19 protein-coding genes are annotated in these 20,053 nt (G+C 66.2%); 7 read left to right on the forward strand and 12 right to left on the reverse strand.

Annotated features, from left to right (window positions below):
* Window positions 1–22: 22 nt before the first annotated feature.
* From gspD to gspG, 9 genes are all read right to left on the reverse strand, one after another.
* Complete coding sequence (gene gspD, locus DBV14_RS01145; protein ID WP_124457360.1) at window positions 23–2,314, reverse strand: type II secretion system secretin GspD; 2,292 nt, start codon at window positions 2,312–2,314, stop codon at window positions 23–25.
* 7 nt (window positions 2,315–2,321) lie between these two features.
* The gene (gene gspN, locus DBV14_RS01150; RefSeq protein ID WP_124457361.1) at window positions 2,322–3,122 is read right to left on the reverse strand and encodes a type II secretion system protein N; all 801 of its coding nucleotides are present in this window, start codon (window positions 3,120–3,122) and stop codon (window positions 2,322–2,324) included.
* A 16-nt stretch (window positions 3,123–3,138) separates the two neighbouring features.
* A complete protein-coding gene (gene gspM, locus DBV14_RS01155) occupies window positions 3,139–3,690 on the reverse strand; it encodes a type II secretion system protein GspM (protein ID WP_124457362.1) in 552 nt (183 codons plus the stop codon).
* Complete coding sequence (gspL, locus tag DBV14_RS01160; RefSeq protein ID WP_124457363.1) at window positions 3,687–4,898, reverse strand: type II secretion system protein GspL; 1,212 nt, start codon at window positions 4,896–4,898, stop codon at window positions 3,687–3,689. Before gspL ends, gspM begins: the two co-directional genes overlap by 4 nt.
* 129 nt (window positions 4,899–5,027) lie before the next feature.
* Window positions 5,028–6,056: a type II secretion system minor pseudopilin GspK gene (gene gspK / locus DBV14_RS01165; RefSeq protein WP_124457364.1), complete on the reverse strand. Its 1,029-nt coding sequence runs from the start codon at window positions 6,054–6,056 to the stop codon at window positions 5,028–5,030.
* The gene (locus tag DBV14_RS01170) at window positions 6,053–6,772 is read right to left on the reverse strand and encodes a type II secretion system protein J (protein WP_124457365.1); all 720 of its coding nucleotides are present in this window, start codon (window positions 6,770–6,772) and stop codon (window positions 6,053–6,055) included. Before DBV14_RS01170 ends, gspK begins: the two co-directional genes overlap by 4 nt.
* Entirely contained in the window at window positions 6,772–7,146 is a 375-nt protein-coding gene (gspI, locus tag DBV14_RS01175; protein ID WP_124457366.1) for a type II secretion system minor pseudopilin GspI, read from the reverse strand. Before gspI ends, DBV14_RS01170 begins: the two co-directional genes overlap by 1 nt.
* A gap of 2 nt (window positions 7,147–7,148) precedes the next feature.
* Window positions 7,149–7,664 (reverse strand): GspH/FimT family pseudopilin, encoded by a 516-nt coding sequence (locus DBV14_RS01180; RefSeq protein WP_124457367.1) that lies wholly within the window; start codon window positions 7,662–7,664, stop codon window positions 7,149–7,151.
* Window positions 7,639–8,079, reverse strand: coding sequence for a type II secretion system major pseudopilin GspG (gene gspG / locus DBV14_RS01185; RefSeq protein WP_124457368.1), 441 nt, complete (start codon window positions 8,077–8,079; stop codon window positions 7,639–7,641). Before gspG ends, DBV14_RS01180 begins: the two co-directional genes overlap by 26 nt.
* Before the next feature lie 203 nt (window positions 8,080–8,282).
* On the opposite strand from gspG, the gene DBV14_RS01190 reads away from it, so the two are divergent.
* Window positions 8,283–8,750: a hypothetical protein gene (locus DBV14_RS01190; protein ID WP_260396770.1), complete on the forward strand. Its 468-nt coding sequence runs from the start codon at window positions 8,283–8,285 to the stop codon at window positions 8,748–8,750.
* 101 nt (window positions 8,751–8,851) lie between these two features.
* Here DBV14_RS01190 and ilvA read toward each other — a convergent pair whose 3' ends face one another.
* Window positions 8,852–10,462: a threonine ammonia-lyase, biosynthetic gene (gene ilvA / locus DBV14_RS01195; RefSeq protein ID WP_124457369.1), complete on the reverse strand. Its 1,611-nt coding sequence runs from the start codon at window positions 10,460–10,462 to the stop codon at window positions 8,852–8,854.
* Between the two features lie 50 nt (window positions 10,463–10,512).
* Here ilvA and DBV14_RS01200 point away from each other — a divergent pair, with 50 nt between their 5' ends.
* Complete coding sequence (locus tag DBV14_RS01200; protein WP_124457370.1) at window positions 10,513–11,643, forward strand: hypothetical protein; 1,131 nt, start codon at window positions 10,513–10,515, stop codon at window positions 11,641–11,643.
* Window positions 11,644–11,737: 94 nt separating this feature from the next.
* On the opposite strand, the gene DBV14_RS01205 is transcribed toward DBV14_RS01200, so the two are convergent.
* Window positions 11,738–12,988, reverse strand: a complete 1,251-nt coding sequence (locus DBV14_RS01205) for a porin (protein WP_124457390.1) — start codon at window positions 12,986–12,988, stop codon at window positions 11,738–11,740.
* 293 nt (window positions 12,989–13,281) lie between these two features.
* On the opposite strand from DBV14_RS01205, the gene DBV14_RS01210 reads away from it, so the two are divergent.
* Window positions 13,282–13,731, forward strand: coding sequence for an OsmC family protein (locus tag DBV14_RS01210; RefSeq protein ID WP_124457371.1), 450 nt, complete (start codon window positions 13,282–13,284; stop codon window positions 13,729–13,731).
* A 34-nt stretch (window positions 13,732–13,765) separates the two neighbouring features.
* Here the strand turns inward: DBV14_RS01210 and coq7 are convergent, their stop codons facing one another.
* Complete coding sequence (gene coq7, locus DBV14_RS01215; RefSeq protein WP_124457372.1) at window positions 13,766–14,395, reverse strand: 2-polyprenyl-3-methyl-6-methoxy-1,4-benzoquinone monooxygenase; 630 nt, start codon at window positions 14,393–14,395, stop codon at window positions 13,766–13,768.
* Between the two features lie 282 nt (window positions 14,396–14,677).
* Here coq7 and DBV14_RS01220 point away from each other — a divergent pair, with 282 nt between their 5' ends.
* The 4 genes from DBV14_RS01220 (at window position 14,678) to DBV14_RS01235 (ending at window position 20,006) form a co-directional block, all read left to right on the forward strand.
* Window positions 14,678–15,955 carry a porin gene (locus DBV14_RS01220; protein WP_124457373.1) on the forward strand — a complete coding sequence of 426 codons (1,278 nt, stop codon included), beginning with the start codon at window positions 14,678–14,680 and terminating at the stop codon, window positions 15,953–15,955.
* A 173-nt stretch (window positions 15,956–16,128) separates the two neighbouring features.
* Window positions 16,129–17,109 carry an ABC transporter permease gene (locus tag DBV14_RS01225; protein ID WP_124457374.1) on the forward strand — a complete coding sequence of 327 codons (981 nt, stop codon included), beginning with the start codon at window positions 16,129–16,131 and terminating at the stop codon, window positions 17,107–17,109.
* 1 nt (window position 17,110) lies between these two features.
* Window positions 17,111–18,394 carry a M20 aminoacylase family protein gene (locus tag DBV14_RS01230; RefSeq protein WP_124457375.1) on the forward strand — a complete coding sequence of 428 codons (1,284 nt, stop codon included), beginning with the start codon at window positions 17,111–17,113 and terminating at the stop codon, window positions 18,392–18,394.
* Window positions 18,395–18,425: 31 nt separating this feature from the next.
* Window positions 18,426–20,006 (forward strand): ABC transporter substrate-binding protein, encoded by a 1,581-nt coding sequence (locus DBV14_RS01235; protein ID WP_124457376.1) that lies wholly within the window; start codon window positions 18,426–18,428, stop codon window positions 20,004–20,006.
* The last annotated feature ends 47 nt before the right edge of the window (window positions 20,007–20,053 follow it).

A 20,053-nucleotide genomic window follows, 5' to 3' on the forward strand; every position in this document is an offset into this window, starting at 1 on the left:
GTTGAACGAAAGGATAGAACGATCAGGGCAGTTCGCGCGAGCTCACCGGGTCGGCCGTGGGCGGCAGCGCGCCGCGCAGCGGGCTGGGTGCCAGCCGGCGGTTGTCGGCGGCGGCCTGGGCCGGCGGAATGAGCTGGGTGCCTTCCATGCGCAGGCTGCCGAAGTCCGCGGGGCCCTTGCGCGGGAGCGGTGCCTCGGGCAACACGGGCGCGGAGTCCACGCTGCGCAGCATGATGTTGTCGGCGTTCGGCTGGTTGCGCTGCTGCATGCCGCGGATTTCGTCGTAGCGGTCGTAGGCGAAGGATTCGGTGGCGATGGCGTCGCGCATGACGACGGGGCGCAGGAACATCATGAGGTTGTTCTTCTCGCGCTTGCGGTTCTCGCTCTTGAACAGGTTGCCGACCACCGGGATGTCGCCGGCCAGCGGCACCTTGTCGATGCTGGTGCCGTAGGTGTCCGACAGCAGGCCGCCGAGCATGACGAGGCCGCCGTCTTCGACCAGCACGCTCGATTCGAGCGAGCGCTTGTTGGTGGTCGGGCCGTTCGGGTCGGTGGTGGTGCCCGCGGCGACGTTCGAGATCTCCTGGAAGATCACCATCTTCACGGTGCCGTTCTCGTTGATCTGCGGACGCACGCGCAGCGTGAGGCCCACGTCCTTGCGCTCGACGGTGGTGAAGGGGTTGACGCCCACCGAGCCCGAGGTGCTGGCGTACGAGCCCGTGGGGAAGGGCACGTTCTGGCCGATGACGATCTTGGCTTCTTCGTTGTCCAGCGTGAGCAGGTTGGGCGTGGACAGCACGTTGGCGTCGCTGTCGTTGCTGAAGAAGTTGGCGATGGCGCCCAGGATGTACTGGCCGCCGATCTTGCCGGCAATGCCGAGGTTCAGGCCCGGGTTCAGCTTGATGCCGGCCGGGTTCTTGGTCGCGAGCGCCTGGGTCAGGGCCAGGATGTTGTTGCCGTTCAGCGACGAGTTGGTGCCGATGAGTGCGTTGTTGCCTAGCGCGCTTTGCCACTGCACGCCGAAGCTCGCGGCCTTGGAGGCATTGACCTCGACGATCAGCGCTTCGATCATGACCTGCGCGCGGCGGCCGTCGAGCCGGTCGATCACGGCGCGCATCTGGCGGTACTGCGGCTCGGGCGCGGTGATGATCAGCGAGTTGGTCGATGGGTCGGCCTGAATCTGGCCACCGGTCGAGGGCTGGTTGGCGTTGTTGAGCGGCGCATTGGCCGCGGCCGAGCCGCCGCTTCCGCCGCTCATGTTGCTGGTCTGCATGGCTTGCGGCGCGCTGCCTTGCTGCGGCACCGGGCTGCCGCCGCCACCGCCCGCGGCGCCTTGCGCGCCCGACTGCTGGTTGGCGGCCATGGCGGCGCGCAGCGTGGCGGCCAGCCGCACCGCATCGGCGTTCTTCAGGTAGACCACGTAGATGTTGCCGGCCGCGCCGTTGCTGCTCTCGTTGGGCGCGCGGTCGAGCTTCTCGACCAGCGTGCGCACGAGCTGCACGCGCGCCGGATTGGCTGCCCGCAGGATGAGCGCGTTGCTGCGCGGATCGGCCAGCAGCGTGGTGCGGAACGATGCATCGGCGGCGCCCGGCGCAGCGGCGGCACCCGGCGCGCCCGAGCCGCTGCCGTCGACCAGCCGCTGCACCAGCGGCAGCAGGTCGGTGGCAATCGAGTGCTTGAGCTGGATGACCTCGATGTCGGACGCATTGGGCACGTCGAGCGACGCGATGATGCGGGCCAGCCGGCGCATGTTGTCGGCGTAGTCGGTGATCACGAGCGAGTTGTTGCCCGGGTTCACGTTGATGGTGTTGTTCGGCGGAATGAGCGGGCGCAGCACCGGCAGCAGGCTGTTGGGCGACTCGTAGTTGAGCCGGAAGATCTGCGTGACGATCTGGTTGCTGCCGCTGGACGAGGTGGCACCGATGGAGGTGTTGACGGTGCTGCTCTGCAGCTTGGCATCGGCTTCGGGCACCACCTTGTAGAGGCCGTCGGCTTCGACCACCGCGAAGCCCTGCAGCCGCAGCGCCGAGGCGAACTGGTTGAACGCGGCGGCCGGTGCGATGGCGCGGTCGGTCACCAGGTTCATGGTGCCCTTGACGCGCGGATCGACCACCACGTCGCGCCCGGTGACCACCGCCATGGTGCGGGCCACGGCCTCGATGTCGGCGTTGGCGAAGTTGAGGGTGATCGGCTCGCCGCGCCGCGGTGCGTCGCCCTGCGCGAACACGGCGGGCGCCGCTTGCAGGAACGTGGCCGCGATCAGCACGCGCACGGCGAGTGCGACGGTGCCGGTCGAAAACAGTGGCTTCATCATGATCGGGTCAACCCAGGGTGATGATCGAACGCGCGTTGTTGCGCCGTCCGATGATGTTCAACAAATTGGAAAGTGCGTCTTCGCGGCCGGGTGCGGCACTGGCTTCGCCGTTGAAGCGAAAAGCGGTGCCGTTCCAGCTGCCGCTGCCGTTCAGTTCGAGGCTGCCTTCGCGCGTGCTGAGCAGCAGCGTGGGGCGGTTGCCGCCTTCGAGCGTGAGCCGGTAGCTGCCCATCGGACGCAGGGTCGACAGGCTGGAGGAAACATCGGTGGCGTCGAGCGTGGCCTGCCCGGCGATGCGCAGCGCGGGGCCGTCCCACTGCATGGCGAAGGCCTTGGTGGAGAGATCGAGCGCGCCTTCGAGCTTGAGCGTGTTCCAGGGCGCACCCAGGCCGGTGAGCATGGTGGCGGGCCAGCGCGAGCGCGCGTCCTGCCATTCGAGCTGCATGCCGCCGGCGCGCAGGCTGGCCTTGAGCTGGAGCGGGGTGGCCGCGCAGCAGGGCAGGTCGAGGCTGGCGGACATGCCGCCCCAGCTCGGCCGCATGCGCCAGTGCAGCAGGCCGGGCAGCGACGCGGCTTCGGAGCCGCCGACGCCGCTGGCGAACACGACGGCGGCCGTGCCGTTCCAGACGGTGCCGCGCGGGTTGGCCAGCACCAGCCGGCCCTGGCTCCAGTTCGACAGCGCGGCCGAGAGCCAGCGCGCCGGCGCGAACAGCGCCACCGCCAGCAGCACGCCGACAAGGATGCCGAGCAGGGCCCAACGCCAGCCGCGGCGCGGCTTGGGTTCGGGGAGCGAAGGGCGCGTCACCATGACAGGTGGCCGTGGCTCATCGCGCCGCGGGCAGCGCCATGACGAGCGTGCCTTCCCAGCGGACCTGCGGGGCTTGCGACGATGCGTCCTTGCTGTTGCCACTGCCGCCCGCTGCCGGCGGTGCGGCGGGTGCGCGGGTCAGGTGGGCTTCGCGCGGCACGGCATGGGCGTTGCCGCGTGCCTGTGCCAGCCACTGGGCGACGGCGTTCGCGGGCGCTGCGCGCAGCGTGACGGTGGCGCTGTCGCCGCCGGCGTTCATGAGCTGGGCGTTGCTGGTGCCGAGGCCGTCGCGCACCGAGGCTTCGAGTGCGCGCATGGCGTCGTCGCGGTTCAGCCGGGGCTGCGACTGCAGTGCCTTGGCGCGGTTCTGCAGGGTCGCCATCTGCTGCAGTTGGCCATCGAGCCTGGCGTGTTCGGCCGGGGCCGCGGCCAGCGTGCGCAAGGCGGGCGCGAGCGCAATCCACCAGAGCAGGGCCAGTGCCACCAGCGCGATCGCGGCGGCGACCAGGCGGCGCTCGCGCGCTTCGAGGGTGGCCCAGCGGGCCTTGAGCTGTTCGCTGAAATTCATCGGGTGGCCTCGGCCTGTACCAGCAGCAGATCGCCTTCGGTGCGCACGTTGTAGCCGCGCGGCGCCATCGCGCCGGTGAGCTGGGACACCTCGGACGGTTGCAGCCCGAGGCCGCGCAGGCGCAACTGGCCGGCGCTGTAGTCGACGGCGGTCGGCACCTTGCCGGGCGGGAGGTTGGTGGCGAGTGCACCGACCATGGGTTCGAAGTCGCTGCCGGCCACGTCGCCCACGGCCTGCTGCAGCGCCGCGACTTCGCGCTGCATCTGCAGCGGGGCGTCGACCACGATCTTCACCGAGGGGAAGGTCAGGGTCAGGACGGCATCGGCGGCCTTGCGCTTGGCTTCGAGCGCGTTGCGTTCTTTCCAGGCCCAGGCGTTGAGGCCGATCAGTTGCGTGAGCAGCAGCACGACGGCGCCCCAGCGCGCCGCGCGCCACTCGGGGGCGTAGCGCAGGGTCTGGAACACCGATGCGAATTTCTTGCCGGCGCGCGCGCGGCCGGTGACGGCGAGGTCGAACTGCGCCAGCTCCCAGGGCGTGCGCGCGGCCTGCAGCCAGCGCTGCGGCGTCTGCACGATGGGCACGCGGCGCTCCAGCAGGTGCTCGGCGGCTTCGGCCACGGCGGGCTCGGTGGTGATGACGGCGGTGTCGAGCGGCAGGCCGCCCGACAGTGCCAGGCCGGCGCCGGCCAGCGGCAGCGAGACGACACCATCGGCATCGCAGACCGTGAGCTGCGGTGACTCGGGCTCGCCGGTGATCTGCAGCAGCGGCGGGCCATCGGCCGGCTGCGGCGCGAATTCGGGAACGATGCGAACCACGCGCCGCCCGGCCGCTTCGAGCCCCTGCACGATGCTGCGCAGCCAGATGCGGTTGCAGGCCGCGACCCACACCGGGCCGCCGGCCTTGGCGTCGGGCTCGAGCGCGAAGTGCAGGGCCTCGGGCTCGTCGAGCAGGTGTTCTTCGAGCAGGCCGTCGAGCACGGCGCGCAGCCTGGAGGCGCTGCCCATGCTGCCCTTGGGCAGCGTGACGCGGTGCCACGACAGCGCCGCCGAAGGAATGCCGAGCGTGACTTCGGTGCTCGAGGGCAGGAGCGCCAGCAGCGCGCGGCCTTGGTTGCGCAACGCAATGCCGTCGTCGCCTGCCTGGGCCCAGTCGTACTCACCCGCGGCGTCGGCCGGAGGGAGGGGGGCAATGAGCAGCAGGGGAGTCATGTCGATGTTGGAAAAGCCGGTGGATTGTAGGTGCGTGTCTTACAGGCAGGCGCTCTAATTTCGATAGCGTAGCGCGCAGGTGTGACGGCCGTTAGACGGCTTTTTGTTCATAAAAAATGACATTCGTAATCAGGGTTTGACCGGAGTGTTGCTGGCACCCGCGCCGCGCGTGCGCCAGACGGTCGTCACGGTGATCCCGTTGCGCTGGAGCAGCGAGTGCTCTTCGACCCAGGTGCGGTCCAGGCGCAGCTTGCCGTACACCTCGAAGAACTGCGTGCCCACGCCGTGCTGCGTCGCGTTGAAAGGCGTGCCGCCGCTGGGCAGCGCGGCATTGGCGGCGGCGATGTCCTTGAAGAACGCGCGTGTGCGCCGGTCCACCAACTGGCGCGCGTTGGCGATGCTGAGCGACTCCATGCTGGCGCTGAGGGCCTCGGCGCTGGCGGTGTTGACGTTGAGCGTGGTGCGCACCGGCAGGATGGTCACGTAGGGTTCGAGGGCTGCGGCGGTGGAGGGCGAGAGCCCGAGCCACACCAGTTGCGAGACCTCTTGCGGCATGAGCGACGCTGTGCCGGCGTCGGCCTCGGCGCTGCCGTCGGCCGCGGTGCCGTTGGACAGGGCGCGCACGAGGCCCGAGGTCATCTGGTTGAGTTCCGCCACCGGCAGGCCGAGCAGGCCGAACAATCGGGTGAAGGTGGCGACGCTGGCCGGCACCGGCTTGCCGCCATCGACCAGCGACAGCACGTTGAGCTTGGACTGCGCATCGACGATGCGGCCCGACAGGAAGGCATCGGGCAGCCCTTCGAGGCTGTCGCTCGACACGTTCTTGTCGGCGGCCAGGAAACTGGTGAGGCGCGCTTCCTCGAGCGGCACGGCCCAGGGTTCGCCGAGGTGGTCGGGACCGCCGGCGCGGCCGTCTTCGCCGAGGATCAGGCGCGACCAGTCGAGCGCGCCGATCAACACCCAGGCGGCCTGCACGCGCGCACGTTCGGCGCCTTCGACTTCCGCCGCACGCCACTGCTGCCACAGCGCGGCGGCGGAGAAGGTGGCCACCAGCATCACGGTCAGCATGGCGGCGAGCAGCGCGGCGCCGGCCTGTCGGCGTGTGCGCGACAGCAGCCTGTCGGTGCGCGTGCAAGCGCGTAGAGGCGTCGTCGTCATGATGATTTCGGCGCCCCGATGGTCGGCTTGACCCAGTCGCGGGTGAGTTCGCCCGACAGCCCTTCGCCGGGCGGCAGGCTCAGCACCAGGCGCACCCCGTCGGGCATGTTGACGAGCGGGCCCGTGGCATTGGCCGGGTTGCCCGGCGTGGGCGGATTGGTCGGCGGCGGCACGGCGTTGGGCAACTGGCCGGCGGGCACCCAGCTGTTCTCGCGGAAGTAGTAGAGCTGCCAGCTGGTGGCGGGCAGCAGGGCCACGTCGCCGTAGCCGCCCGGTTGCGCGCCGCCGTCCTGTGCCCAGCTGGCGGCAAGGTTCCAGGCCTGCTGCCACTCGCCGCGCGTGGTGAAGGGCGGCGACTGCCAGCGCCGCCAGCGCACACCGTCGGGGCCGCCGCGCAGCGTCCATGCCACCACCAGCACCGAAGGCGCGGTCGCGTCGCTGTTGCGGCGCGTGAGGCGCAGCACGCGGCCGTCCCAGTCGATCGGGCGGGTCTGCGCCAGCGCGGTGGTGGCGTCGAGGTCGGCGCCCCACTGAGCGAGCGTGGCCTGCAGCGTCAGGATGGCGTCGGCGCGCTGCTGGTTCTGCGTGGTGGCGCGCGACATGCTGTCGAGCCCGCGCCAGCTCACGAGCGAGAGCAGCGCCATCACGGAGATGGCAACCAGCAGTTCGATCAGCGTGAAGCCCCGGGTTGCCGGGCGGTGGTTGCGTGGCGCCATCAGAAGCGCCCCACCACGGTCGAGATGCGCAGGATGGGCGCGTTGCCTTCGTCGCGCACCTGCACGTCGATGCGGCGGAAATTGGGGTTGAGCGTGGACACGGTCGAGGTTGTCACGTTGAACGACGCGCCGGCCTGCACGCAGATCGAGCCCGAGTCGCCCACGGCCGGCATCTGCCGCGACAGGCGGGCCTTGGCCAGTTCGTTCTCGGCGCACAGGTCGGCCAGCACCATGTCGGACTGGCGTTGCGCATTGCGCGTGAGCGACATCGTGGCCTGCGCACCGGCGGCGAGCGCCAGCGCGACGATGCCGAGGGCGACGAGCACCTCGATCAGCGTGAAGCCGCCGGAGACCGATGCAGATGCGCGCCGCATTCTCATGGCACCGTCGAGACGCTGAAAGGGCGCAGGCCGTCAGTGGCGATGCGCAGCGAACGCGCGGGCGGGCCGGCCGAATACAGCGTGACCTGTTGCGCCGCAATGATCGGGTCGGGACCGAGCTGCAGCGCGGGAACCTGCACGCCGTTGGCGAGCGAGGCCTGGGCCGTGATGCCTTCGGCGACCCAGCCACCGGGCAGCGCGTTGGCCGGCAAGCCGTCGAACACGAAACTGCCTTCGACCGGACGCCAGCGCACCGCAACGCCGCTGGCCCGCGACTGCGCGCGCGCCGATTCGAGCAGGGCCGCGAGCCGGTCGGCCTCGCGATCAAGTTTGGCGGCGTTGGTGTCGCGCATTGCGAAGCTGACGCCGGCGGTGGCGATCGCGATGATCGCGATCACGACGATCAGCTCCAGCAATGTGAAGCCGCGGGCAGCGCGGGTTGGTTGCTGCTGTTGCCGCTTTGTATGGCGCGAGGCGCCTGTGCTGCTACTGCCAGCTGCCGATGTCGGCATTCTTGCCCTCGCCGCCGTTCTGGCCATCGGCGCCGAACGAGAGCACGTCGATTTCGCCCTTGATGCCCGGATTCATGTACTGGTACGGATGGCCCCAGGGGTCGTTGGGCAGCTTCTCGACGTAGGGCTTCCAGTTGGGTGCGGCCGGGCCGGTGGTCGGGCGCGTCAGCAGCGCCTGCAGGCCCTGTTCGGCGGTCGGGTAGCGCTGGTTGTCCAGCCGGTAGAGCTTGAGCGCCTGCATCAGGTTGTTGATGTCAGTGCGGGCGGCGGTCACGCGGGCATCGTCGGCGCGCTCGATCACGTTCGGCACGATCAGTGCCGCCAGCACGCCGATGATGACCAGCACCACCATCAGTTCGATCAGCGTGAAGCCGCGTTGAGCGGTTCGGGAGGCGGCACGAAAGAATTTGGTCATAGGTTGTGGGACATGGTTCGGTAAGCGCGCTGCATGATAATCCGCGGCCATGACAAGTCCTTACTCCGCTGCCCGATGGCATGCCCCACTTGCAACGACCGGCCTTTGGGCGTTGGCCGCTGGCGCCGCGGTGTTCTTGGGGGCTGCGGCTGGCCTCGCCGGCCGATGCCGTGGCGGCGGCCGCGACGATGCCACGCGCTTCGATGCCTGCTGATTCCGATGCGGTCGCGCGGCTGCTTGGTGTGCTTCCCGCATCCAGCACGGCGCCTGTGGCCCCCGAGGCGGCGAGCCGCTTTGCGCTGTCCGGTGTGGTGGCGGACCCTTCGAAGCAGGGCGCCGCATTGATCTCGATCGACGGCAAGCCGCCGCGGCCGTTCCGCGTCGGCTCGAAGGTCGGCGAGGGCTACGTGCTGCAGTCGGTGGGTGTGCGGGCGGCAACGCTTGGTGCCCAGCTCGATGGACCGGCGGCGTTCACGCTGCAACTGCCGGTGCGTGCGCCGATCAATGTGAGCAGCAGCGTGCCACCACCACAGATGGCCGCGCCCGCGCCGCTGCCAGCGCCGGCCGGGTTGTTGCCGTCGACCATGCCAGCCGTGGTGGCGCCTTCACAGATGGGCGCGGCCGCGATGCAGCCCGCCGCGACGCCGCAACCCCAAGGGGCGGCGCAATAGGCTGGACAGTGGGGTCGAGGTCGCGCGAGCGAACGGACAAATAAAAATGAAGAAGCCGGCCTTTGTGCCGGCTTTTCTTTTTCTTTCTGTTCGTCTTTCTTTCAGGCCTGAAGGAACAGCCGGTAGGCCGGGTTGGCTGTTTCTTCGACGTAGGGATAGCCCAGCGTTTCTAGGAAGGCATCGAAGGCGGCGGCTTCGCCGGCCGGCACCTGCAGCCCGACCAGGATGCGGCCGTAGTCGGCACCCTGGTTGCGGTAGTGGAACAGGCTGATGTTCCAGTTGGGGCGCATCAGGCTCAAGAACTTGAGCAGCGCGCCGGGGCGTTCGGGGAACACGAAGCGCAGCAGGCGTTCGTCGTGCGCGAGGCCCGTGCGTCCGCCCACCAGGTGGCGCAGATGTTCCTTGGCGAGTTCGTCGTGCGTAAGGTCGAGCGCGTCGAAACCGTGCGCGATGAAAGTCTGCGCAATGGTGGCCGACTCGCCGCGGGCCGAGGTGGTGAGGCCGACGAACACGTGGGCCTTGGCGGCATCGCTGATGCGGTAGTTGAACTCGGTCACGTTGCGCGGCGCACCGCCGCCGGCAGGTCCTGCGGCGCTCGCGGGCATCTCGCTGACCAGCTCGCAGAAGCGGCGGAAGCTGCCGCGCTCTTCGGGGATCGTGACGGCGAAAAGCGCCTCGCGTTCTTCGCCGACTTCGGCGCGCTCGGCCACGAAACGCAGCCGGTCGAAGTTCATGTTGGCGCCGCACAGAATGGCCGCGTAGGTTTCGCCGTGGCGGCCGTGCAGCGCGACGTATTCCTTGATCGCGGCCACCGCCAGCGCGCCTGCCGGCTCGACGATGCTGCGCGTGTCGACGAAGACGTCCTTGATGGCGGCGCACACGGCGTCGGTGTCGACGGCGATGTAGTCGTCGACCAGGTCGCTGGCGATGCGGAAGGTTTCTTCGCCAACGAGCTTGACGGCGGTGCCGTCGGAGAACAGGCCCACGTCGGCGAGGCTCACACGCTGGTGCGCCGCGACCGATTGCATCATCGCGTCGGAGTCGTTCATCTGGACGCCGATCACCTTGATCTCGGGGCGCACGGCCTTGATGTAGTTGGCCACGCCGGAGATGAGGCCGCCGCCACCGATGGCTACGAACACGGCATCGAGCGGGCCCTGGTGCTGCCGCAGGATTTCCATCGCGATGGTGCCTTGGCCGGCAATCACATCGGGATCGTCGAAGGGGTGGACGAATGTCAGGTCTTGTTGCGCCTGCAATTCGAGTGCGTGCAAATACGCATCCGAATAGCTGTCGCCATGCAAAACAATTTCGCCGCCGAAGCCGCGCACCGCATCGATCTTCAATTGAGGCGTGGTCACCGGCATGACGATCACGGCGCGCGTGCCGAGCTTGCGCGCACCCAACGCAACACCTTGCGCGTGGTTGCCGGCTGAAGCGCAAATCACGCCTCTTGCCAATTGCTCGGCGCTCAGGTGCGCCATCTTGTTATAGGCACCTCGCAGCTTGAAGCTGAACACCGGTTGCTGGTCTTCGCGCTTGAGCAGAACGGTGTTGCCGAGCCGCTCGCTGAGCGCGCGCGCTTTTTCAAGCGCGGACTCGACAGCAACGTCGTAGACACGGGCGTTGAGAATTTTTCTGAGATAGTCGGCGGGCGTAAGCGCCGAATGAACAGGCGCATCGCGCTCGATTTTTTTCACGGGAGTTTTCATTTGCTAACTGTTGATGATAAGAGGCATCGGGATTGCTTACGAGAGAAGACATGGACACAAATGTCATAACTCTCTTTCCCAAAGCCCCGGCAGCGAATGATTCCGGTTTTTTAACACGTAGCTATTCCGCGATTCATGCGCCCGCCAATTCAATAACAATTGAGCAAAATTTGTTATCCGTTTCTGTCAGTGACCTTTCCAAAGGGCTGATGAAGGCGGAGGCCGCACGCGTTCAGCGAAATGAAATTGGACGGCCCACATGGCAGGTGATGGGCAACCGCCTGCGCGCGAACATCGTTCCGCTGCTGGGCGATTTGCCTGCGCAGGCGTTCGCAACGGCCGATGCGCAACGCCTGATCGATCACCTGGGCGCGCAGGGTTTCACCAGCACGACGATTGCCCAGTACCTGGTGCTGTTGCGCAAGGTCGTGATGCACGGCGTGCACATCGGCGTGCTGCGTGACGCACCGGCGTTTCCGAAGATCAAGGTGCGCAGCCAACCGCGCGGCAGCTTCAGCGTGGCGGAGTACAGGGCGTTGATTTCCGCGGCGCGCGGCTTGCGCGGACATTCGCATCCGGTGCTCGACCGGCTGTCGGCCGGCGAGCGCTTCTGGATTGCGCGCGAGCTGCTCGTGATGCCCGACGAGTTGCCCTGGTTGATCCGCTGGATGGTGAACACCTTCGTTCGTCCGAGTGACATCAAGCTCATGAAGCACAAGCACATCGAGGTCGTGCGCGGCAAGCATGTCTACCTGCGGATGAACCTGCCCGAGACGAAGCGGCACAGCCAGCCCATCGTGAGCTTGCGTCCGGCCGTGCGGGTCTATGAATGCCTGGCGGCCTATCGCCGCGAGCATGGCTTTGGCGGGGCGGAAGACTACATCTTCATGCCGCACCTGAAGAACCGCGAGCACGCGCTGGCGGTTCTCAACTTCTTCTTTCACTGGGTGCTCGAAAAGACGGGGCTCGAGAAGGGGCCGCTGGGTCAATCGAGGACGCTGTATTGCCTGCGCCATACCGCAATCACGTTGCGGCTCTTGTATGGGCAGGGGATCGACATGCTGACCTTGGCGCGCAATGCACGCACGAGCGTCAACATGGTCGAGCGTTTCTACGCATCGGTGCTGAGCGGAGAAATGAATGTGGGGCTGCTGCAAAGCAGGCGTGGCCGGGTGAGCTGAGGAGGAAGGACAAAAAGCCACCCAGCGCGAGCTGGGCGGCTTGATGCTTTGCCGATTCGAACTGGCGAGAGCCAGCATGAGAATCAGACTTGGGTCAGAACGCGTGGCGGATGCCGAAGTCGTAGCCGGTCGAGGTCTTCGGAACGAAGACGTTGCCTGCGGTGCTCAGGTTGTAGAAGGCAGGACCGCCGACGGTCAGAGCGGCACCGTTCTTGTTGCTGACGCGAGCGACGGATGCGTACAGGGCCGTGCGCTTCGACAGGTTGTGGACGTAGCCGAGTGCCAGCTTGTTGGCCTTCGGATCGCGTTCCAGGTACGTGGTCGGCGACGGCAGCTTGTTGTAGTCGTACTTGACGGACGAATACGAAGCGCGGATCAGGCCTGCGCCGACTGGCACGGTCAGGCCGAGCAGGTAGCCGTTGAGATTGACGTCAGGACGGCCAGCCGGAATTGGCGAGACTTCGTAGTTGATCTTGTCCTTGGCGCGCGACAGTTCACCGAAGAGCTTGACGGGACCGAAGTCGTACGAAGCGCCGAGGTTGAACGTGTTGACCTTTTCGGTCGTGCCCGCGTAGAACGCGTCACCGACGGTGCTGCTGCCGTAGGACGTTGCAATGTCGAGCCCGCCGTTGGCGTAGCCAAAACGGCCACCGACATAACGGCCGGTGCGTGCCTGGTTCGCGTTGACCGCATCCAGCGGGGTGTTGGTGCCAGAGCTGTACTTGGTCTTCTCGCTGAACGCGTACATCAGTTGGCCGTAGAAGCCACCCAGGTTCGGCGGCAGGAAGTAGCCGACAGAATTGCTTGCGCGGTCGTAGTTCGTGTTGCCACCGAAGCCGCCCGTGTCCTTGGCGCCAAAAGTCTTGGCGTTGAAGCCGTTGGCGGTGTTGATCAGGTTGCCGCCAACGCCGTTGGTGCCGAACGGATCGAACACGGTGTCGTTCCAGAAGGTCGGGGTGTAGTCACGGCCGAGGCGGAGTTCGCCGAAGCCACCCGACAGGCTGACGGTCGAGCGGCGCTTGAAGGACGCAACGCCGGTGGCGCCGTCATCGTTGCTGATCGGGGCTTCGAGCCAGAAGCTCGCTGCCAGGCCACCGCCGAGGTCTTCCGTGCCACGGAAGCCCAGACGGCTGCCGTTGTAGCCCGAGGTGGTCAGCGCGCGTTGGCTGACCTTGGCGCTGCCGCGGTTGGTATACGCCGGGGTATTGAAGAGGTTGTTGGCCAGAACAGTGGCGCGGGGATCGCGCGAGCCGTTCGAATAGCTGCTGAACGCAGCATCGACCACACCAAACAGGGTGACGGACGACTGAGCCGAGGCAACACCGGCGACAGCCAGGGCAGCCAGAGCAGTTGCCCTTTCAGCCGGCGCGCTAGAGTGGGCGCGATGGCCCTGGACGGCCTTTTGCGGGCCTCGCCGGAAAGAAAAAAGCCCCGAGCTTTGCAACTCGGGGCTAAATCCACCAATTGGAAGGGTGGAGGAGACAACTGGGTGCGCATACGTTTGCGCAATGAAATAAAGTATATCGACTGTTTGTTGCGATGCAACAAGCGAGTGATGCTTTTCCCACACATAAATGGGTGTTGACGTGCATTTTTGCCCGACATCCCCTACATCCCCGACTGGAACCCCGAAAAATCATGGAATGCACAGTAAGTTGGACCGGTGACGCAGGCACCCGATCGGCCATGGGCTTCGTCGCCGAAACGGGCAGCGGCCACGTCCTGATGATGGATGGCGCGCCCGATGCCGCGAAGCCTGAGAACGGCGGGCAGAACCTCGCGGCGCGGCCCATGGAAACGGTGCTTGCGGGCACCGGAGGATGCACGGCCTATGACGTCGTGCTCATCCTGAAGCGCGGGCGCCACCATGTCGAACGCTGCAGCGTCAAGCTGACCAGCGAGCGGGCGGAAAAAGACCCGAAGGTTTTCACGAAGATCCACATGCACTTCACCGTGGCGGGCAAGGGAATTCCGGCCTCGGCCGTGGAGCGTGCGATTGCACTGAGCCACGAAACCTATTGCTCGGCCAGCATCATGCTGGCGAAAACCGCCGAGATCACCACCAGTTTCGACCTGATCGAAACCTGAAGGCTGCTGCTGCCCGGGCTGCCGGGCATGGCCCCTAGATGCGGTGCGCCAGCGTGGTCATCACGCGGGAGGCTGCGCGCATCAGCCCCTTGACCGGTGCCGGAAGCTCCGCCGCACCTGCGTCGACGGCCTGTGTAGCGTGGCGTCCCTCGTCGAGCTTCATCTGCTCGACCACGGCCCGGGAGGCGCTGTCGGCGGGCGGCAGGCGATCCAGATGGCTGTCGAGGTGAGCCTCGACCTGGCGCTCGGTTTCCGCGACGAACCCCAGGCTCAGCGGGTCTCCAAGGCGCCCCGCGACAAGGCCCAGGCCGAAAGCCCCCGCGTACCAGAGCGGATTCAGGAGCGAAGGCCGTGCGCCGAGTTCGTCGAGGCGCTGGCGTGTCCAGGCCAGATGATCGGTTTCTTCATGCGACGCCTCCAGGAGCTGGGCGCGCAAGGCCGGATCCCGCGCAACGGCGGCCTGGGCCGTATACAGCGCCTGGGCGCAGACTTCACCCACGTGATTCACCCGCATCAGGGCGCCTGCCTCTCGGCGTTCGCTCTCGCTCATTTCTCCGGGCGCCTGTGAGGGGGCGGGTGTGGCCCGGGTTGCATGGGGCCGGGCAAAAAGGGTGCGCAATGCCGCATCTGCCGCGGTCAGGACGGGGTCGAGCAAGGTCGTCATGGGGCTATTTGAACGCACATGGCGAAGGCGACACGACGGAGCGGTTTGATTTCATATGGTGGCATGTTGGCTGGGCTAAGTCCTTTGTTGCAGGACTGCAACGAAACGCGCCGGCCATCCGAGATTTCGGGCGAATTGCTTTGCCCTGCCGCAGCGGCTCTGGTGCAATAGCATCAACTTCCCAAAAGGAGGTTGGCCCGGGGTCCGGTGGGAGCACAAAAGTGCCAGTCACGGTGAGCCCTTCGCACCGGAGCCCTATGTTTAACCTTGGAGAAACTTGCAATGAAAAAATCTCTAGTTGCTCTGGCTGCCCTGGCTGTCGCCGGTGTTGCCTCGGCTCAGTCGTCCGTCACCCTGTTTGGTGTGGTCGATGCTGCGTTCAGCAGCTATTCGAACGGCTCGCGCGATCCCCGCGCCACTGTTCTGGCCAACAACCTCTTCAATACCCCGGCGTATACCAACCGCGGCAGCGCCAAGGTCAGCCAACGCGCGCTGACCACCTCGGGCTACAACGGCAGCCGTCTGGGCTTCCGTGGCACGGAAGACCTCGGCGGTGGCCTGGCAGCGAGCTTCTGGCTCGAAGCTCCCATCAAGAACGATGACGGTTCTGAAGGTGTTGCGACGTTCGCTCGTCGTTCGACCGTGAGCCTGTCGGGTGGTTTCGGTGAAGTCCGCCTCGGCCGTGACTACACCCCGACCTTCTGGAACGACACCGTGTTCGATCCGTTCGGCACCAACGGCGTTGGCACCAACCTGATCTCGACGGCCAACTCGGGCTTCAACGCTTTCGCTGGCTACAGCGCAGCCAAGACGAAGCTCGTGAACGTTCCCGCAATCACCGACGTCGGTGGCAGCAACTACGTTCGCGCCAGCAACACCATCGGCTACTTCCTGCCGCCGAACCTGGGTGGTTTCTACGGTCAACTGATGTACGGCTTCAGCGAGAAGACGAAGTACAGCCCTGGCGTTGCTACGCCTGCCGTGCTGAACAACGCTCGCACCGGCCGTTACGTTGGTGGTCGCTTCGGCTACGCCAACGGCCCGCTGGACGTTGCAGCTTCCTATGGCAGCAGCACCGTTGGCGACGCTTACTACGCTGGCATCACCAACAAGGTGAACACGTTCAACCTGGGCGCTTCGTATGACTTCGGTCCCGTGAAGCTGTTCGGCGAACTGTCGAAGGCCAAGAACAAGCTGGACTACGAAAACCAACAGTTCTTCGCTACCAACAACGACGTGGACCTGACCGGCTACCTGCTGGGCGTGACCGTGCCGGTTGGCGCAGGCCTGATCCGTGCTTCGTACTCGGCTGTCAAGTACGACTACAACCTGCCTTTCAACTACCTGCAAAAGGACCCGAAGGCTAACAAGCTGGCCATCGGCTACGTGCACAACCTGTCGAAGCGCACGGCTCTGTACGCTACTGTTGCTCGCGTCAGCAACAAGAACATGCAAGGCCAAGCTGGTCTGAGCGTGGGCGGCCCGGCCTTCATCTCGAACGGCACGTTCACCCCGAAGACCTCGACCGGCTACGACTTCGGTATCCGTCACGCTTTCTAATTTGACGCTGGCGTAAGCCAGCTTCGAATCGAAAAGCTCAAAAGCCACTCGACGAAAGTCGAGTGGCTTTTTTTCGTTCTGCAACCCGTAAAAACATGCGCCCCACCCCCGGGGAACCACCGTGCGGGCACGCACCTTGCACTGCTAGCATGCCCGATCACTTTGTTTGCTGAATGACTGCATTTGTACTGCGCCGCCTGATCCAGGCCGTGATCGTGATGATCGCGGTCGCGTTCATTGCCTTCCTCTTGTTCCAGTATGTTGGCGACCCCGTCGTGTTCCTTTTGGGGCAAGACGCCAAGCCTGACCAGATCCGCGAAATGCGCTCTGCCTTGGGGCTCGACAAGCCCTTCTTCGTGCAGTTCTGGCACTTCCTCGTCAACGCCGCCCAAGGCGAGTTCGGCCTGAGCCTGCGCCAGGGCGCCAAGGTGTCGCGCCTGATCGGCGAACGCTTCCCCGCCACGCTCGAACTCGCGCTCGTGGCGGCGGCCCTGGCGCTCTTCGTCGGCATTCCGATGGGCGTGTACACGGCCTTGCGCCGCGGCACCTTCATGAGCCAGGTGTTCATGACCGTGTCGCTGCTCGGCGTGTCGCTGCCCACCTTCCTGATCGGCATCCTGCTGATCCTCGTCTTTGCCGTGACGCTGGGCTGGTTCCCGAGCTTCGGGCGCGGCGAGACCGTGCAGTTCGGCTGGTGGAGCAGCGGGCTCTTCAAGGCCGACGGCTGGCACCACATCGTGCTGCCGGCCGTGACGCTGGCAATCTTTCAGCTCACGCTCATCATGCGGTTGGTGCGCGCCGAAATGCTCGAGGTGCTGCGCACCGACTACATCAAGTTCGCGCGGGCTCGGGGCCTCTCGAACCGCGCCATCCATTTCGGCCACGCGCTCAAGAACACGCTGGTGCCGGTGATGACCATCACCGGCCTGCAGCTCGGCGGCCTGATCGCCTTCGCCATCATCACCGAGTCGGTGTTCCAGTGGCCCGGCATGGGCCTGCTGTTCATCCAGGCCGTGACCTTCGCCGACATCCCGGTGATGGCCGCCTACCTGTGCCTCATTGCATTGATCTTCGTGGTGATCAACCTCGTGGTCGACCTGCTGTATTTCGTGGTCGATCCGCGTCTGCGCGTTGGCAAGGCAGGAGGGCACTGACATGACGACTGCGACGGCAGCAGCAACCACCACCGCGCCTCGCCTGCAAGCCTCCGGGCGTGCATTCGCGCACATCGCAAGCTTCTACCCAGAGATCACGGCCTTTCGCCGCGACCTGCACGCCCATCCCGAACTCGGCTTCGAAGAGGTCTATACCTCGGGCCGCGTGCGCGAGGCACTCCGGGCCTGCGGCGTCGACGAGATCCACGAAGGCATCGGCAAGACCGGCGTGGTCGGCATCATCCGCGGCAAGTCCGTTGCCAGCGGCCGCATGATCGGCCTGCGCGCCGACATGGACGCGCTGCCCATGCGCGAAGACAACGACTTCGGCTGGCGTTCCGCCAACGATGGCCTCATGCACGGTTGCGGCCACGACGGCCACACCGCGATGCTGGTCGGCGCCGCGCGCTACCTTGCCGAAACCCGCGACTTCGACGGTACCGCCGTGTTGATCTTCCAGCCCGGCGAAGAAGGCTTTGCCGGCGCGCGCGTGATGATCGAAGACGGCCTGTTCGACCGCTTCCCGGTTAACTCGGTCTACGCGATGCACAACTGGCCCGCCATGCCGGCCGGCACCGTCGGCATCAACCGCGGCGCAATGATGGCTGCGGCCGACCGCATCACCATCAACATCAAGGGCAAGGGCGGCCACGGCGCGCATGCCTACCTCACCGTCGACCCGGTGATCGTCGCGGCGCACATCATCACCGCGGTGCAGAGCATCGTTTCGCGCAACGTGCGCCCCATCGATGCGGCCGTCATCAGCATCTGCGCCATGCAGGCTGGCGACCTCGGCGCGATGAGCGTGGTGCCCGGAGAGGCCACCCTGGTCGGCACCGTGCGCACCTTCAGCGCGCGCGTGCAGGCCCAGGTCGAGCAGCGCCTGACCGAGCTGTGCACCGCCGTGGCCACCGGCTTCGGTGCCACCGCCACCATCAAGTACGAGCGCATCTACCCGGCCACCATCAACACCGCCCCCGAGGCGATGTTCGCGGCCGACGTGGCCGAGTCGCTGGTCGGTGCCAAGAACGTCGACCGAAGCATGGAGCCCAGCATGGGCGCCGAAGATTTCTCTTTCATGCTGCAGAAAAAGGCCGGCGCCTATTTGCGCATCGGCCAGGACGCCCGCAGCGGCGCCTTCCTGCACAACAGCCGCTACGACTTCAACGACGAGATCCTGCCGCTCGGCGCCGCATTGCACGCGGGCCTGGTCGAGCAGGGCATGCCGCTTGCCGCTACCCGCGGCGCGCAGCCAGGGAAAGCCGCCGCCACCGCGGCGTCGTGATGTGTTTGATTCCAACCCGAGGAGTGTTCCCATGAGTTTCAAGAAGAAAGTGGCCGCGGCCGCAGCCCTGTGCGCCTTGAGCGCCGCCAGCCTGGTCGCCAATGCGCAGACCATCCGGATCGCGAACCAGGGCGACGCGCTGTCGCTCGACCCGCATTCACTCAACGAATCGCTGCAGTTGAGCGTGACCGCCAACGTCTATGAAACCCTCGTGGGCCGCAACAAGGACCTGAGCCTTGCGCCGCTGCTCGCCACCAGCTGGAAGCAGACCTCGCCGAACGTCTGGCGTTTCGAGCTGCGCAAGGGCGTGGTGTTCCACGACGGCACGCCGTTCAGCGCCGACGACGTGGTCTTCAGCTTTGCGCGTGCGCAAGGCGACGGCTCCGACATGCGCGCCACGCTGAGCGACATCAAGGCCGTGCGCAAGGTCGGCGACCTGGCCGTCGAGATCGAAACCAACGGCCCGTTCCCCATCCTGCCCGACGTCATTTCGCTCACCATGATGATGAGCAAGAAGTGGTGCGAGGAAAACCAGGCCACCAAGCCGGTCGACCGCCGCAAGGGCATCGAGAACACCGCCTCCTTCAAGGCCAACGGCACCGGCCCGTTCCGCGTGCGCGAACGCCAGCCCAACGTGCGCACCGTGTTCACGCGCAACGGCACCTACTGGGGCAAGATCGACGGCAACGCGCAAGAGATCATCTTCACGCCCATCGCCAACCCCGCCACCCGCGTGGCCGCGCTGGTCTCCGGCGAAGTCGACGTGATGGAGCCCGTGCCCGTGCAGGACATCGCGCGCATCAACGCCGCGCCCAACGCGCGCGTCATCACCGGCCCCGAGATGCGCACCATCTTCCTGGGCATGGACCAGAAGCGCGATGAGCTGCAGTACTCGAACATCAAGGGCAAGAACCCGTTCAAGGACAAGCGCGTTCGCCAGGCCTTCTACCAGGCCATCGACATCGTCGGCATCCAGAAGACCGTGATGCGCGGCGCCTCCAAGCCCACCGCGCTGCTGGTCGGCCCCGGCATCAACGGCTGGACCGCCGAGCAGGACAAGCGCCTGCCCTACGACGTCGAAGCCGCCAAGAAGCTGCTGACCGAAGCCGGCTACCCGAACGGCTTCGAGGTCTCGATGAACTGCCCGAACGACCGCTACGTCAACGACGGCCAGATCTGCCAGAGCGTGGCCTCCAACCTCGCGAAGATCGGCGTCAAGATCAACCTCGTGGCAGAGACCAAGGGCACCTACTTCCCGAAGGTGCTGCGCCGCGACACCAGCTTCTACATGCTGGGCTGGACCCCGACCACCTACGACTCGCACAACGCGCTGAGCTCGCTCACCTCCTGCCCCGACGACAAGGGCACGGGCCAGTTCAACCTGGGCGCCTACTGCAACCCCAAGCTCGACGAGCTGACCAAGAAGATCCAGTCAGAGTCCGACAAGGGCAAGCGCAACGAGATGATCAAGGAAGCGTTCAAGATGCACGCGGACGACGTGGGTCACCTGCCGCTGCACCAGCAATCGCTGGCCTGGGGCGTGAGCAAGAAGGTCGAGCTGGTGCAACTGGCCGACAACTTCATGTACTTCAAGTGGATGAGCATCAAGTAAGTCGACCGTGGGCCGCCGCTTGAGCGGCCCGACCATGGGCCCGCTTC

This window comes from Variovorax sp. KBW07, from assembly GCF_003852515.1.
Lineage (GTDB): Bacteria > Pseudomonadota > Gammaproteobacteria > Burkholderiales > Burkholderiaceae_C > Variovorax.

Excerpts from the sequence above, each read along its gene's own strand:
- gspD (WP_124457360.1), bottom strand. The coding sequence starts at position 2,314 with ATGATGAAGCCACTGTTTTCGACCGGCACCGTCGCACTCGCCGTGCGC.
- gspN (WP_124457361.1), bottom strand. The coding sequence starts at position 3,122 with ATGGTGACGCGCCCTTCGCTCCCCGAACCCAAGCCGCGCCGCGGCTGG.
- gspM (WP_124457362.1), bottom strand. The coding sequence starts at position 3,690 with ATGAATTTCAGCGAACAGCTCAAGGCCCGCTGGGCCACCCTCGAAGCG.
- gspL (WP_124457363.1), bottom strand. The coding sequence starts at position 4,898 with ATGACTCCCCTGCTGCTCATTGCCCCCCTCCCTCCGGCCGACGCCGCG.
- gspK (WP_124457364.1), bottom strand. The coding sequence starts at position 6,056 with ATGACGACGACGCCTCTACGCGCTTGCACGCGCACCGACAGGCTGCTG.
- DBV14_RS01170 (WP_124457365.1), bottom strand. The coding sequence starts at position 6,772 with ATGGCGCCACGCAACCACCGCCCGGCAACCCGGGGCTTCACGCTGATC.
- gspI (WP_124457366.1), bottom strand. The coding sequence starts at position 7,146 with ATGCGGCGCGCATCTGCATCGGTCTCCGGCGGCTTCACGCTGATCGAG.
- DBV14_RS01180 (WP_124457367.1), bottom strand. The coding sequence starts at position 7,664 with ATGCCGACATCGGCAGCTGGCAGTAGCAGCACAGGCGCCTCGCGCCAT.
- gspG (WP_124457368.1), bottom strand. The coding sequence starts at position 8,079 with ATGACCAAATTCTTTCGTGCCGCCTCCCGAACCGCTCAACGCGGCTTC.
- DBV14_RS01190 (WP_260396770.1), top strand. The coding sequence starts at position 8,283 with ATGCCTGCTGATTCCGATGCGGTCGCGCGGCTGCTTGGTGTGCTTCCC.
- ilvA (WP_124457369.1), bottom strand. The coding sequence starts at position 10,462 with ATGAAAACTCCCGTGAAAAAAATCGAGCGCGATGCGCCTGTTCATTCG.
- DBV14_RS01200 (WP_124457370.1), top strand. The coding sequence starts at position 10,513 with ATGGACACAAATGTCATAACTCTCTTTCCCAAAGCCCCGGCAGCGAAT.
- DBV14_RS01210 (WP_124457371.1), top strand. The coding sequence starts at position 13,282 with ATGGAATGCACAGTAAGTTGGACCGGTGACGCAGGCACCCGATCGGCC.
- coq7 (WP_124457372.1), bottom strand. The coding sequence starts at position 14,395 with ATGACGACCTTGCTCGACCCCGTCCTGACCGCGGCAGATGCGGCATTG.
- DBV14_RS01220 (WP_124457373.1), top strand. The coding sequence starts at position 14,678 with ATGAAAAAATCTCTAGTTGCTCTGGCTGCCCTGGCTGTCGCCGGTGTT.
- DBV14_RS01225 (WP_124457374.1), top strand. The coding sequence starts at position 16,129 with ATGACTGCATTTGTACTGCGCCGCCTGATCCAGGCCGTGATCGTGATG.
- DBV14_RS01230 (WP_124457375.1), top strand. The coding sequence starts at position 17,111 with ATGACGACTGCGACGGCAGCAGCAACCACCACCGCGCCTCGCCTGCAA.
- DBV14_RS01235 (WP_124457376.1), top strand. The coding sequence starts at position 18,426 with ATGAGTTTCAAGAAGAAAGTGGCCGCGGCCGCAGCCCTGTGCGCCTTG.